Source organism: Microbacterium sp. Be9 (assembly GCF_011754135.1).
GTDB classification, from domain to species: Bacteria; Actinomycetota; Actinomycetes; order Actinomycetales; family Microbacteriaceae; genus Microbacterium; species Microbacterium maritypicum_A.
On sequence record NZ_WNWT01000002.1, the window covers coordinates 123,369 to 136,884 of the forward strand.

The window sequence follows — 13,516 nt, forward strand, 5'->3', positions numbered from 1 at the left end:
CGCCGCTCCGGCGACGTGGGGGTGGACGAGGCGGGTGGGTCTCGGCGTTCCCGACTCGACAGCCGTGTCCGATTTCCGCCAGTCGGCGTCGAGGGAGCGTGACAGAGTGGAGGCATGAGCTTCCCCCTGACCGACTTCGACGAGCGCTACCGCGCGATCAGCGCGCGCGACACCCGCTTCGACGGGCAGTTCGTGACCGCCGTCCGCTCGACCGGGATCTACTGTCGTCCGAGCTGCCCCGCCCGCACGCCCAAGCCGCAGAACGTCACCTTCTATCCGACGAGCGCCGCGGCTCACGAGGCCTGGTATCGGGCGTGCAAGCGATGCCTGCCCGAGGCGGCGCCCGGTTCTCCCGCGTGGGACATCCGCGGTGACACCGCCGCGCGGGCGATGCGCCTGATCTCGGATGGCGTGGTGGAGCGCGAGGGCGTTCCCGGGCTGGCTGCGCGCCTCGGATACTCCAGCCGGCACCTCACGCGGCTGCTGACCACCGAACTCGGCGCCGGGCCGCTCGCACTGGCGCGAGCACACAGGGCGCACACCGCGCGCATGCTCCTCGTCGGCACCGACATGCCGATCTCCGATGTCGCGTTCTCCGCCGGATTCGCCAGCATCCGACAATGCAACGACACGATCCGCGAGGTCTTCGGACTCACCCCGGGCGAGCTCAGGTCCCGACGAAGGCTTCCGGCGTCCGCGGTTCCCGGCGCGATCGACCTCGTGCTGCCCTACCGCGGCCCGCTCGACGCGAGCGGCATCTTCGCCTGGATGGCGGCACGCGCCGTTCCCGGTATCGAGGAGACGACGTCGACGTCGTTCTCCCGGCATCTGCGGATGTCGGGAGGACCCGCATGGTTCGACGTGCGTCAGGACGATGCGTCTCGTCTGCACCTGCGCGCCCGGGTCGCGCGGCTGGGAGACCTGGCCCCGCTCGTGTCGATCGTGCGGCGCATCTTCGACCTCGATGCCGATCCGCAGGCGATCGACGAGGCGCTCTCCGCGCACACCGAACTCGCCCCGCTCGTCGCGCGCACCCCCGGCATCCGGGTGCCGGGTTCGGCCGATCCGCATGAGATGCTCATCCGCGCCATGGTCGGTCAGCAGATCACCGTGGTCGCCGCCCGGACCGCGCTCACAGCGCTCGCCGAGGCGTTGGGGGAGCGCACCGAGAACGGGCTGCTCTTCCCGACGATGACCGCGATCGCCGCCCACGGAGCCGAGGTGCTGCGAGGGCCGGCCGCCCGCATCCGCGCCATCACCGGCGCTGCGGCCGCTCTCGCCGACGGCTCCCTGACGCTCACGGTCGGAGACGACGGTGTCGACCAGCGCGCTGCTCTGCTCGCGATGCCGGGAATCGGACCCTGGACAGCCGACTACGTGCGCATGCGTGTGCTCGGCGATCCCGATGTGCTGCTCCCGGGAGACGTCGCGCTGCGCGCCGGCGCTGCGGCCTCCGGCCTGCCGGGCGAACCACGTGCGCTCACCGCCTGGGCCGAGCGCACCGCCCCCTGGCGGAGCTATCTCAGCGCGCACCTGTGGCGCGCAGCACCTGTGCGCCCCGTGGGTCCTCGACGCGCCTCGGCTGCGGCACGTCCCACCCCCGCGGAAGACACGACGACGAAGGAGACCTCATGACCGCCCTCATCCAGACCATCGAGACGCCGGACGGCGCGTTCACGATCCTTGCCGACGACCGGCAGCGCGTACTGTCTTCCGGATGGACCTCAGACGTCGAGGCGATCCTCGGCAGGCTGTCCGCGGCGCACCGACCGGAAGATCTCCGAGACGGTGAGACCGAGGCCGCCGAGGCAGCGCTCGCTTACTACGCCGGCGACCTCTCCGCGATCGACGATGTCGCCGTGAAGCAGACCGGAACAGTCCTCCAACTCGCCGGCTGGTCGGCGCTGCGGTCGATCGAGCCGGGCGAGCCTCTGACGTACACCGGTTTCGCGACGCGGCTCGACAATCCCCGCGCCGTGCGAGCGGCGGCATCCATCTGCGCGCGCAACGCACCGGCGCTGTTCGTCCCGTGCCACAGGGTGTTGCGCACCGACGGCACCCTCGGCGGATTCGCCTGGGGGATCGATGTCAAGGAGAGCCTGCTCGCGCGCGAGAGTCGCGCGGGTTGAGTCGCCGGCACCACGACGGGCGGTCGACATGGTGCCCGTCGACGAAGCATCCCGACCGACGCGGCCATAGGCTCGTGCCGTGACCGCCAACGATCCACTCGCCCTCCACCGCCGCGCCGTCGTCGCCGACGCACACAACGATCTGCTCTGCTCGGTGGCGAGCCGCCCCGCGGACGAGTGGTCGGACTACTTCCGCGCCCAGTGGCTTCCCCAGCTGCACGAAGGCGGTGTCGGGCTGCAGGTGCTGCCCGTGTTCATCGATGACGTGTATCGCCCGGAGGGGGCGCTGCGTCGCACCCTCCGCATGATCGAGGCCGCGCATCGGCTGGCGGAGGGCAACGCAGACACCGTCGGTCTGTGCCGGGATGGCGACGACATCGATCGGGTGATCGGCGAGGGCCGCATCGCGCTGGTGCTCGCCCTGGAGGGGATGCCCGGCATCGCCGACGACGTCGAGCTCCTCGAGACCGTGCATCGCCTCGGGGCGCGGATCGGCTCGGTGGCGCACTTCGGGCGCAGCGCGTTCGCCGACGGCAGCGGCGAAGACGCCGCAGGCAGCAGGCTGACGCGGACCGGGGTCCGAGCGCTCGCCGAGATGGAGCGCATCGGCATGATCTTCGACATCAGCCACCTCGGAGCGGGCGGGGTCGACCACGTGCTCGAGCTCGCCACGCGCCCGGTCATGGCCACGCATTCCTCGGCCCGTGCGCTGTTCGACCACCACCGCAACCTCACCGATGCCCAGATCGCCGGGGTCGCCGAGAGCGGGGGAGTCGTGTGCGTCAACTTCTTCGCTCCGTACCTGCATGAGAGCGCGTACACGATCGACACACTGATCGACCACTTCGAACGCGTGGTGTCGGTCGCCGGAATCGAACACGTCGGGATGGGGCCGGACTTCGTCCGCGAAGTGCTGGAAGACACCACGGCACCGTGCTGCGTGCAGACGACGATCGAGGGCGTGCCGGCCGATCGGTACCTGCCGGGCCTCGAGGGCCCGGCAGGTCTCCCGCTCGTGACCGAGGCGCTGATGCGTCGTGGCTGGCGGGAAGAGGAGATCCTCGCCGTCCTCGGCGGCAACCTGCAGCGGTTCCTCCGATCCGGGCTCGGAGCCGCAGCCCTCGCCTGAGGCTCCCGGCGTCCCCCTCCGCGGTCTTCGAGAGCCGCGGTCGACGAATCGGGAATGACTCTTGCTTTCAGCTGGTTCACAGCAATAGGCTGGTGGGCTGTCGCGCCAACCGGACGACATCGCCGAGCCCCTGAGGAGGACACCATGACCACGATCGCCACCGCGCGGATCGCAGCTCTCGGCTCGACCCCGGCGCGTCCGCTCTCCTAGAGCCACCCCGCCCCTTCTTCGTCGGATACCGGACTCCACGAGTCCGCTCTCGTATCCGTCCCCCTCCGCAATCGCTTTCCATACGAAACTCGTCTGAGAGACATGTCTTCCTCGCCTTCCGTGCAGAATCCCTCGCCTTCATCGACCCTTTCCACTCCGGCCGCACTGTGGCGCCTGAAGCCCTTCGTGAAGCCCGTCATCTGGCGGCTCGCCGGCGGTGCCGCCAGCGCGCTCATCGCCGCCGTCATCGCCCTGATGATCCCGATCGTGCTCGAGCAGATCATCAGCGGACCCGTTCGCTCCGGTGAGATCAGCGCCATCGTCTGGGGTGCCGTCGCCGTCTTCGCTCTCGCCCTCGGCGAGGCCCTGATGGTGTGGCTGCGACGCCAGTTCGTGCTCAACCCCTCGACCGAGGTCGAGTACAAGATGCGCACCGAGCTCTACTCGCGCCTGCAGACCCTTCCGGTGTCGTTCCACGACCGGTGGGGCTCCGGACAGTTGCTCAGCCGCATGATGCAGGACATCGGCCTCATCCGCCGCTGGCTCGCGTTCGGCCTCGTGCTGCTGGTCGTCAACATCCTCACGATCATCATCGGCTCCGTGCTGCTGTTCCGCTGGCACTGGCTGCTGGGCACGATCTTCCTGGTGACCGCGATCCCGCTGTGGATCCGCGGTTACCTGTTCGAGAAGCGCTACGGCGCGCTCACCCGTCGCAGCCAGGACCAGGCCGGCGACCTCGCCACGAGTGTCGAGGAGAGCGTGCACGGCATCCGCGTGCTCAAGGCGTTCGGTCGTGGCAAGCACGCTCTCAGCCGCTTCAGCCGCCAGGCCGAGACGCTGCGCGAGACCGAGATGAGCAAGGCCGGCGCGATCGCGTCGATCTGGTTCTGGCTCGACCTCATGCCGCAGATCGCCTTCGGTCTCAGCCTGATGTCCGGCATCTGGCTGATCTCCGTGGGGCAGATCGACGAGGCACAGCTGTTCGCCTTCTTCGCGATGGCGGTCGTGCTGCGGTGGCCCATCGAGTCGATCGGCTTCCTGTTCTCGTTCATGCTGGATGCGCGCACGGCGACCGACCGCGTGTTCGACATCTTCTCGGAGACCAACACCATCACCGACCCGGAGAACCCGGTGCACATCGAGAACCCGCGTGGGGAGCTCGCGTTCCAGAACGCGCACTTCCGCTATCAGGACGCCGGTGCCCACGAGCGGGATCTGCTCGACGGTATCGACCTGGTGCTGCGCCCGGGTGAGACCATGGCGCTGGTGGGCCTGACCGGCAGCGGCAAGACCACTCTCACCACGCTGCCCACGCGTCTGTACGACGTGACGGGCGGCAAGGTGACGCTCGACGGTGTCGATGTGCGGGATCTCCCTCTCGCCGAGCTCCGTCAGCACATCGCCATGGCGTTCGAGGACGCGACACTGTTCTCGGCGACGGTCCGTGAGAACGTGCTGCTCGGACGTGCCGAACTCGATGTGCACAGCGACGAAGGCGAGCGCGTGCTCCGCGAGGCCCTCGACGTCGCCCAGGCGTCGTTCGTCGACGCGCTGCCCGACGGCGTCGAGACGGTGATCGGTGAAGAGGGGCTCAGCCTCTCCGGCGGCCAGCGTCAGCGGCTCGCCCTCGCCCGTGCGGTCGCGGCGAAGCCGAAGGTGCTCGTGCTCGACGACCCGCTGTCGGCTCTCGATGTCGACACCGAGGCCCTCGTGGAGGAGGCCCTGCGACACGTGCTCGCCGACACCACGGCCATGATCGTGGCGCACCGGCCCTCGACCGTCGCCCTCGCCGACCGCGTAGCCCTGCTCGAGGCGGGTCGTGTGACGGCGGTGGGGACGCACTCCGAGCTGCTCAAGTCGAGCCGGCACTACCGCCACGTCATCTCGAGCCTGGAGGCCGAGGAAGCGGCGCGCACCGGCGCGATCCCCGTGATCCGCGATGAGCAGGCCGAGATCGACGAAGAGGTCCGCGAGGGCCTCGGGATGCAGGCCGCCGACGAAGACCCGATCACCGAGAAGGAGGTGCAGCGATGAGCTCCGCCGTCACCGGAACCCAGAACGAGGATCGTTCCGAGTACACCCGCGAAGAGAGCCGGGAGATCCGTCGTCGATCCCTCCGACTCCTCGGATCCCTGGTCAGCCCGTTGAAGCCGAGGATCGTCCTCGCCGCCGCGGTGCTGATCGTGTCGACCGCCCTCCAGGTCGCCGGCCCTATCCTCATCAGCATTGGCCTCGATCGCGCGCTGCCCGCGGCCATCGATCGGGCCGACTGGATGCCGACGTTCATGATCGGCGGCATCTATCTGCTGGCGGGTGCGCTCGCCGCCGTGCTGATCGCGTGGTACGTGATCATCGCGGCCAAGCTCACCCAGGCGGTGCTGCTCGATCTGCGCAAACGCATCTTCCTGCACACCCAGCGCCTGAGCCTGGAGTTCCACGAGTCGTACACGTCCGGGCGCATCATCTCGCGCCAGACGAGTGACCTCGACTCGATCAAGGAGCTCCTCGACGGCGGTCTGAACGAGCTCGTCTCCGGCGTGCTCTTCGGGCTCTTCACCTTCATCGCGCTGTGCTTCTGGGACTGGCAGTCGGGTCTCATCCTGGCGATCGGCGGCGTGCCGCTGTTCTTCCTGATGAAGTGGTTCTACTCGCGCTCGCAGTTGGTCTACCGCGAGTCGCGGGTGATCAGCGCGAAGGTGATCGTGCAGTTCGTCGAGACGATGACCGGCATCCGGGCCGTGAAGGCCTTCCGCAAGGAGCCGCGCAACGACAAGGCGTTCCAGGAGATCGCCGGTGACTATCGCGACGTCAACCGTCGCTCGATGCTGCTGTTCGGCACGTTCGAGCCCGGGCTCATGGGTGTCGCGGCCCTCGTGCTCGGAATCGTCGTGCTGTGGGGTGGTATCCGCGTCTCAGAGGGGGCGCTGACCGTCGGCGTGCTGCTGTCGGCGGTGCTGTATGTGCGCAACTTCTTCGCCCCGATGCAGGAGATCGCGATGTTCCTGAACTCCTACCAGTCGGCCACGGCCGCGCTGGAGAAGGTGTCGGGCGTGCTCGAGGAGGTGCCGACGGTTCCGGATCCCGAGAAGCCGATCGACCTCTGGGAAGCCCGCGGGCACGTGGAGTTCGACGAGGTGACGTTCGGCTACAACGGAGAGAAGACGATCCTCCCGAACTTCTCCCTCGACATCCCGGCCGGGCAGACGATCGCTCTGGTGGGCACGACCGGCGCGGGCAAGTCGACACTCGCCAAGCTCATCTCCCGGTTCTACGACCCCTCCTATGGGCGGGTCACCCTCGACGGCGTCGACCTGCGCTCGCTGCACCCGAAGGACCTCCGCCGCGCGATCGTCATGGTCACGCAGGAGGCCTACCTGTTCAGCGGGACCGTCGCCGACAACATCGCCCTCGGCAAGCCGGAGGCGACGCTCGACGAGATCAAGGCGGCGGCGCGGGCCGTGGGCGCCGACGGGTTCATCTCGTCGCTCCCCGACGGCTACGGCACCGATGTGAACAAGCGCGGCGGTCGGGTCTCGGCCGGTCAGCGTCAGCTCATCTCGTTCGCCCGGGCCTTCCTCGCCGACCCGGCGGTGCTGATCCTGGACGAGGCCACGGCGTCGCTGGACATCCCGTCGGAGCGACTGATCCAGGATGCCCTGCAGACCCTTCTCAAGGACCGCACGGCGATCATCATCGCGCACCGCCTGTCGACGGTCGCGATCGCCGACCGGGTTCTCGTGATGGAGCACGGACGCATCATCGAGGATGACACCCCTGCCGCGCTCATCGGCGGAACAGGCAAGTTCGCCCAGCTGCACGCGGCGTGGCAGGAGACGCTCGTCTGATCGCCCTCTCGACTGCTGCGACCACGCCCGCCTCATCGTCCCGGCGAGGCGATCACGGCCGCAGCAGTCGAGACCTCGGGCGAACGTCCGGGGGCGCGCATCGAGCGCGGTGCGTGGGTAGCATCGAGGTATGGACCCGTTGCTGCTCGTTGCCGAGTGGTGGTGGATCGCGCCGAGTGCGGTTGCCGCGGGGACGGTGGGGGTGATGGGAATGCGTCGTCGCAACAGCACGGTGAGCGGACGCCGCCTCGCAGTCGATGCTGCGCGTCATGATCTCAGGGAGGCGCAACTGGCCGCGGCCGAGAGGCGCACCGCCTGGAAGATCGCACGCGCCGACCTGGCTCGCGTCACCGCTGAGCGGGCGGCGCAGCGGGCGACGGCCGAACAGGTGGCCGGTGCGCGACGGATGCTGAAGGAGCGGGAGCGTGATGCGAAGGCCGCCTCGGCCGATGTCCGCGCGCGTCAGGTGCGTCTCAATGCGGCGCGGGCCGCGGTGCCCTCGGCATCGGAGCCCCGCCCCTTGGAGCGGTTGCACGCCGCTCACGATGCTGTGACGGCGCGGTGGATGCGGTACGAGACCGATCCGGCACTGCAGATCTCCTATCCGGCGATGACCGACGTCAAGAGTCCCGAGACGGCGGCCTACTTCCGTGCTGCCGGCCACGCGACGGACATGCGCCGCGCGGCGGCAGGGCGCATCACCCCGGCGGAGTTCGCCGCCTATCGCGATGCCGTCGCCGAGCTCGAGCGCGCGTTCGAAGCGGCCGAGCACGCCGCGAAGGTGCAGGCGGGGGAGGCGCCGACCACGGCAGCGTGGCAGGACGCTGCGCAGGACATGCTCAGCCGCTCCGCGGAAGCCCTCGACCGGGCGGCCGGTGCGGCTGCGGCCGCCCTCACGTCATGGACGAATCGGCGCAAGCCCGGCGGTGGCAAGCCGGACGAACGCCCCTGAGTCACGAGGGGACGCCACGACAGTGCGTCACGTGAGGAGGTCGTGAGAGCGCTCCCCCGGAACCCCGTGAAAGGGCGACGAGGTCTCGATGGGGGAGGGGATTCGAGACCCCGCCGCCCGGCCTACGTCGTGACCCGGATCTCGGCGATGACCTCGCCGTAGGCGGTCTCGCCCACAGGGGTGAAGCCGACGCGGTGGAAGAAGGTCTCCGGACCGCCCTCGCCCGCCTCGTAGATCACGTTGACGTGGTCGACGCCGCGCGCGCGGGCCTCATCGACGAGCGCCTCGACGGCGTACCGGCCGACACCGCGGCCCTGGTCGTCGGCATCGACGTTGATGCGCCACAGCACTGAACGGAAGTGCTCTTCCGGTGCCTCCGCGTCGAAGTTGGCGCTGACGAAGCCCACGACCTCGTTGCGGTCCAGGATCACCCGCTGCCAGGAGGTCTGCGGGTTGATGACGGTCGCTGCGATCCCGTACGAGACCGGAGCGAGGAACTGCTCCTGCCCGGGCTTGAGCGACAGGTTGTTCACGGCGACGATCGTCGCAGCGGAGAGTTCGACCATGCGCAGTTCGGACATGGACCCAGGCTAACCCCTCCCGGCAGGCGCGACACCTTTCCGGACAACATTTCGCTGCGCTCTGGCCGTTCGTCGATATGGGGTGGCCACCGGTCGTGGGCCGAGGCCGCAGGGCCAGACCGGCTCAGGTATCTTGGTATCGAGACAAATTTCCCCGCGAACGGAGTACCTCCCGGTGACCGACGACGCCATCATCTACACGTACACAGACGAGGCACCGGCGCTCGCCACCGCCTCGTTCCTCCCGATCATCCAGGCATTCACCGGCCAGGCCGGTATCGAGGTGGAGACGCGCGACATCTCGCTGGCAGGCCGCATCCTCGCCGCCTTCCCGCAGAAGCTCACCCCGGAGCAGCAGGTGGGCGATTCGCTCGCCGAGCTCGGCGGTCTCGCCACGCTCCCGGAGGCGAACATCATCAAGCTGCCGAACATCTCGGCGTCGATTCCGCAGCTGAAGGGGGCCATCGCCGAGCTTCAGAAGCAGGGCTACGACATCCCCGACTTCCCGGACGAGCCGTCCTCGCTCGAGGAGAAGGACGTCCGCGCTCGTTACGACCGCATCAAGGGCTCCGCCGTGAACCCGGTGCTGCGTGAGGGCAACAGCGACCGACGTGCCCCATTGGCAGTGAAGAACTACGCGAGGAAGCACCCGCACCGCAACAAGCCCTTCGCCTCGGGCTCCAAGACGCGCGTCGCGACTCTCGGTCACGACGACTTCAAGCACAACGAGCGCTCCTGGGTCGCCGCACACGACGACGTGCTGAGCTTCCGCCACACGGCGGAGGACGGAACGGTCACGGTCCTGAAGGAGGGGCTCAAGGTCCTCCCGCGCGAGATCATCGACGCGACGTTCCTCTCCGCCAAGGAGCTCGACGCGTTCCTCGCCCAGACGCTCGAAGAGGCCAAGGCCGACGACGTGCTGTACTCGGTGCACCTCAAGGCGACCATGATGAAGGTCAGCGACCCGATCATCTTCGGTCACGTCGTGAAGGCGTTCTTCGCAGACGTGTTCGCGCAGTACGGAGACAAGCTGGCCGCTGCGGGCCTCAGCGCGAACGACGGGCTCGGCTCGATCCTCTCGGGTCTCGCGAACGTGGCTGACGGCGCCGAGATCGCCGCGGCCTTCGACAAGGCCATCGCCGAGGGTCCGCGCCTGTCGTACGTGAACTCCGACAAGGGCATCACGAACCTGCACGTGCCGAGCGATGTGATCGTCGACGCGTCGATGCCGGCACTGGTGCGCAACGGCGGCAAGCTCTGGGGCAAGGAGGGCGAAGAGGCCGACACGCTCGCCGTGATCCCCGACTCCTCGTACGCGAGCGTCTATCAGGCTGTGATCGACGACGTGATCGCGAACGGTCCGCTCGACCCGGCCACGATCGGCACGGTTCCCAACGTCGGGCTGATGGCGCAGGCGGCTGAGGAATACGGCAGCCACGACAAGACGTTCGAGATCGCGGCAGACGGCATCGTCCAGGTGCTCGACAGCGAGGGCACCGTGCTCATCGAGCACACGGTCGGCAAGGGCGACATCTGGCGCGCGACGCAGACCAAGCACATCCCGGTGATGGACTGGGTCAAACTCGCGGTGACCCGTGCCCGTGCGACCGGCGACCCCGCCGTCTTCTGGCTCGACGCGAACCGTTCGCACGACGCGCAGATCATCGCCAAGGTGCACCAGGGTCTCGCGACCCTCGACACCAAGGGCCTCACGATCACCATCCTCGCGCCGGAGGAGGCCACGCGTTACACGCTCGCTCGCATGCGTCACGGGCTCGACACGATCTCGGTCACCGGCAACGTGCTGCGCGACTACCTGACCGACCTGTTCCCGATCCTCGAGGTCGGCACGAGCGCCAAGATGCTCTCGATCGTGCCGCTGCTCGCCGGCGGCGGCCTGTTCGAGACCGGTGCCGGAGGCTCGGCGCCCAAGCACGTGCAGCAGCTCGTCGAGCAGAACTACCTGCGTTGGGACTCGCTCGGTGAGTTCTTCGCGCTGGCTGCCTCGCTCGAGCACTTCGCCGACCGCACCGGCAACGAGAAGGCCCGAGTGCTCGCCGAGACGCTGGACGCCGCGACCGGGACGTTCCTCGAGGAGGACCGCTCGCCCGGTCGTGCTCTGGGCACGATCGACAACCGCGGCAGCCACTTCTACCTGAGTCTGTACTGGGCTCAGGAGCTGGCGAAGCAGACGAAGGACGCCGACCTCGCTGCGGCGTTCGCACCGATCGCCGCGACGCTCGCGCAGAACGAGGAGGCCATCGTCTCCGAGCTCAACGCCGTGCAGGGCGCGCCCGTCGAGATCGGCGGCTACTACCGTCCGGACGACGCGTTGGTCGAAGCGGTCATGCGTCCGTCCTCGACCCTGAACGGTATCGTCGACGCACTGCGCTGAGCAGTCGACGCATAAGTCGACAGAAGGGGGCGGACGCCGCGGCGTCCGCCCCCTTCTGCGTACCCGCGCGTCCGCCGCGTCGTGTCCGCGCGGAAGCCCGCGTCGTGTCCGCGCGGAATCCCGCGTCGGGCGTACGGGTGCGCGGGTGGCGCGTCCTGTCTCCGCACTCGACCTGATCGCGTGATGCCGGAGCGCGACGATGCGGTCGTCGGCAGCGGGGGACGCGTCTGTCCCTCCACGTGCGCAGAGGGACAGCGCTCGTCAGTAGTGGACGGAGACCTCGAGGCCCTTCGGGGACCAGTCGTAGACGTACTTGGCGAGGTCGATCGGCAGGTTGACGCAACCGTGGCTCATCCGCTGGCCGAAGTTGTTGTGCCAGTAGGTGCCGTGGAAGCCGATGTTCGGGGCGAACCAGGTGATCCAGGGCACGTCCTTGGTGCAGTACGGGGCACCTTCGTAGCAGCCCATGTCCTGGATGCGGGTGTGCGCGAAGACCGTGAAGTTGCCGGTGGGCGTCAGCGTTCCGGGAAGGCCGGTCGACACGGCCCACGAGTTCACGACCACGTTGTTCTCGTAGAGAACGGCGCGCTGGGAGCTCAGGTTGATGTCGATGCGGCGGAACAGGCTCACCGTCTCGAACGGGGTCTCGGTGACCGAAAGCGCGAAGGCGCCGTTGCCGGCGGCGAGCTGGTCGGCGAACTTCTCCGCGATGCCGGAGGTGTCTCCGAGCGCTCGCCCCGCGACGCCCTCCTGCTCTGCGCGCAGCACGGTGCCGGCGGAGTTGACGATGTTGGTCGCATTGACCGGCGCGCGGTCGACGAGAGCGGGAAGACCGTCGACGGTCGCCTGGATCGCCTGCGGATCGGCGTCGATGCGCAGCTGACCGTCGTCGTCCGAGACCGTGAGCCAGGTGGCGACGACGGCGGGGTCCACCGGCACGGTGCGCTCCTCGCCGACATAGAACCCGACGGTGGGGAGCATGGTGTTGAGAGCCGTGGCCGTGGCGGTGGCATCGTCGTCCGAGACGGCGGGCAGGGCCTCGGCCGCGTCGCCCGAGTACTCGAGCGTGGTACGGCCTTCGCCGACCGCCTCGGTGAAGGCGGCGTTGAGCGCGGTGAGGTCGATGCCGGTTCCGGTTTCGGCCGGGGTGATGACGAAGGTGCCGCTCGCGGCATCGAAGACGACACCCGCGTCCACGGGGTCGTCGAAGCTGGTCGGTACCGCGTCGCGCAGTGCGGTGGTCGCCTTCTCGGAGTCGAATGCGATCTCCGCCGGCACGGGCTCGCCCATCCACGCGCCGAGGTTCCACAGCGGGTGCTCGGCGAAGGCCTTGTCGGCGAGAGCGGTCGCGTCGACGGTGACGCCGAGGTCGGCGCCGGTCAGGACAGTGCCGTCTCCGTCTCCCGTGAGAGTGATCTCGGTCTCGGCCAGGTGGGAGCCGATGGCGTCGGCTGCGGCTCCAGGTGTCATCCATCCGACGGGAATTCCCGCGACCGTGGTGCCCGGTGCGATGAGGATCATGGATGCGGCGCCGGCGCCGAGTGCGACGACCCCCAGGCCCAGTCCGATCCAGAGGCCGAGGCGGCGCTTCTTGGGAGACGGCTCGATGGGTGCCCAGGCCAGGGGCTGGTCGCCTGTGGTCGGTGGAACGGTCTCGGTGGGAGCGTCCGTGGGAGTGAGCACTGCAGTGGGCGCGGAGTCGTCTCCACGCGCCTCGGCTGCTGCGCCCGGCGCAGAAATCAGATCGGTCACGAACTTCACCCCCCGGTTCTCAAACGTGTCCTGACGTCCAATGGTACGGGATGGGAGGTAACGGGGAGGCAACGGTCCGTGATAGCGTTCCTCCCCGCTTCGCCCCGGTCAGTCGACGATGGCGATGCCGTCGATCTCGACCAGCATCTCCTCGCGCGGCAGGCCGGTGAAGACGGTGGTGCGCGAGGGCAGCACCCCGTTCGTGGTGTGCGCGGTCACGAACTCCCCGTATGCGTCGTTCATGATCGGGAAGTCCTCGCGCTTGGTCAGGTAGACGCGCAGCATCACGACATCGTCGAACGTCGCGCCGGAGGCTTCGACGATCGCCTTCACGTTCTCGAGCGTGCGGGTGGTCTGGGCGGCCACGTCGCCGGGGAACAGGTATTCGTTCGTCGTCGGATCGACGGGCCCCTGACCGGACACCTGCACGAACGGGCCCTTGCGGATCCCCTGCGAGAACGTGTGGGCGGGGGCGGGGGCGGCATCGGTGGAAACGCGGATCTTCTCGGTCATGCCGTCAAGC

General features: G+C 68.7%; 10 protein-coding genes. 7 read left to right on the plus strand and 3 right to left on the minus strand.

Features of this window, described 5'->3' with window-relative positions; genetic code table 11:
• Positions 1 to 114: 114 nt before the first annotated feature.
• From GLO27_RS01690 to GLO27_RS01715, 6 genes are all read left to right on the plus strand, one after another.
• Positions 115 to 1,635 carry an AlkA N-terminal domain-containing protein gene (locus GLO27_RS01690; RefSeq protein ID WP_167253311.1) on the plus strand — a complete coding sequence of 507 codons (1,521 nt, stop codon included), beginning with the start codon at positions 115 to 117 and terminating at the stop codon, positions 1,633 to 1,635.
• Positions 1,632 to 2,129: a methylated-DNA--[protein]-cysteine S-methyltransferase gene (locus GLO27_RS01695; RefSeq protein ID WP_021198854.1), complete on the plus strand. Its 498-nt coding sequence runs from the start codon at positions 1,632 to 1,634 to the stop codon at positions 2,127 to 2,129. Before GLO27_RS01690 ends, GLO27_RS01695 begins: the two co-directional genes overlap by 4 nt.
• 79 nt (positions 2,130 to 2,208) lie before the next feature.
• Positions 2,209 to 3,258, plus strand: coding sequence for a membrane dipeptidase (locus GLO27_RS01700; RefSeq protein WP_167253313.1), 1,050 nt, complete (start codon positions 2,209 to 2,211; stop codon positions 3,256 to 3,258).
• 312 nt (positions 3,259 to 3,570) lie between these two features.
• On the plus strand, positions 3,571 to 5,502 hold the full coding sequence (locus tag GLO27_RS01705) for an ABC transporter ATP-binding protein (protein ID WP_031206834.1): 1,932 nt from the start codon (positions 3,571 to 3,573) through the stop codon (positions 5,500 to 5,502).
• Positions 5,499 to 7,313, plus strand: a complete 1,815-nt coding sequence (locus tag GLO27_RS01710; RefSeq protein ID WP_167253315.1) for an ABC transporter ATP-binding protein — start codon at positions 5,499 to 5,501, stop codon at positions 7,311 to 7,313. Before GLO27_RS01705 ends, GLO27_RS01710 begins: the two co-directional genes overlap by 4 nt.
• Before the next feature lie 130 nt (positions 7,314 to 7,443).
• Positions 7,444 to 8,265, plus strand: coding sequence for a hypothetical protein (locus GLO27_RS01715; protein WP_051668037.1), 822 nt, complete (start codon positions 7,444 to 7,446; stop codon positions 8,263 to 8,265).
• 122 nt (positions 8,266 to 8,387) lie between these two features.
• On the opposite strand, the gene GLO27_RS01720 is transcribed toward GLO27_RS01715, so the two are convergent.
• Positions 8,388 to 8,846: a GNAT family N-acetyltransferase gene (locus GLO27_RS01720; RefSeq protein ID WP_021198850.1), complete on the minus strand. Its 459-nt coding sequence runs from the start codon at positions 8,844 to 8,846 to the stop codon at positions 8,388 to 8,390.
• 175 nt (positions 8,847 to 9,021) lie between these two features.
• Here GLO27_RS01720 and GLO27_RS01725 point away from each other — a divergent pair, with 175 nt between their 5' ends.
• On the plus strand, positions 9,022 to 11,241 hold the full coding sequence (locus tag GLO27_RS01725; protein ID WP_167253317.1) for an NADP-dependent isocitrate dehydrogenase: 2,220 nt from the start codon (positions 9,022 to 9,024) through the stop codon (positions 11,239 to 11,241).
• Positions 11,242 to 11,502: 261 nt separating this feature from the next.
• Here GLO27_RS01725 and GLO27_RS01730 read toward each other — a convergent pair whose 3' ends face one another.
• Positions 11,503 to 12,993 carry a L,D-transpeptidase family protein gene (locus GLO27_RS01730; RefSeq protein ID WP_347878383.1) on the minus strand — a complete coding sequence of 497 codons (1,491 nt, stop codon included), beginning with the start codon at positions 12,991 to 12,993 and terminating at the stop codon, positions 11,503 to 11,505.
• A gap of 108 nt (positions 12,994 to 13,101) precedes the next feature.
• Positions 13,102 to 13,506, minus strand: a complete 405-nt coding sequence (locus tag GLO27_RS01735; RefSeq protein ID WP_021198847.1) for a RidA family protein — start codon at positions 13,504 to 13,506, stop codon at positions 13,102 to 13,104.
• Positions 13,507 to 13,516 lie beyond the last annotated feature (10 nt).

What these genes read in the sequence shown, in the direction of transcription:
- GLO27_RS01715 (WP_051668037.1), top strand. Translation starts at nt 7,444, where the DNA reads ATGGACCCGTTGCTGCTCGTTGCCGAGTGGTGGTGGATCGCGCCGAGT.
- GLO27_RS01720 (WP_021198850.1), bottom strand. Translation starts at nt 8,846, where the DNA reads ATGTCCGAACTGCGCATGGTCGAACTCTCCGCTGCGACGATCGTCGCC.
- GLO27_RS01690 (WP_167253311.1), top strand. Translation starts at nt 115, where the DNA reads ATGAGCTTCCCCCTGACCGACTTCGACGAGCGCTACCGCGCGATCAGC.
- GLO27_RS01710 (WP_167253315.1), top strand. Translation starts at nt 5,499, where the DNA reads ATGAGCTCCGCCGTCACCGGAACCCAGAACGAGGATCGTTCCGAGTAC.
- GLO27_RS01735 (WP_021198847.1), bottom strand. Translation starts at nt 13,506, where the DNA reads ATGACCGAGAAGATCCGCGTTTCCACCGATGCCGCCCCCGCCCCCGCC.
- GLO27_RS01695 (WP_021198854.1), top strand. Translation starts at nt 1,632, where the DNA reads ATGACCGCCCTCATCCAGACCATCGAGACGCCGGACGGCGCGTTCACG.
- GLO27_RS01705 (WP_031206834.1), top strand. Translation starts at nt 3,571, where the DNA reads ATGTCTTCCTCGCCTTCCGTGCAGAATCCCTCGCCTTCATCGACCCTT.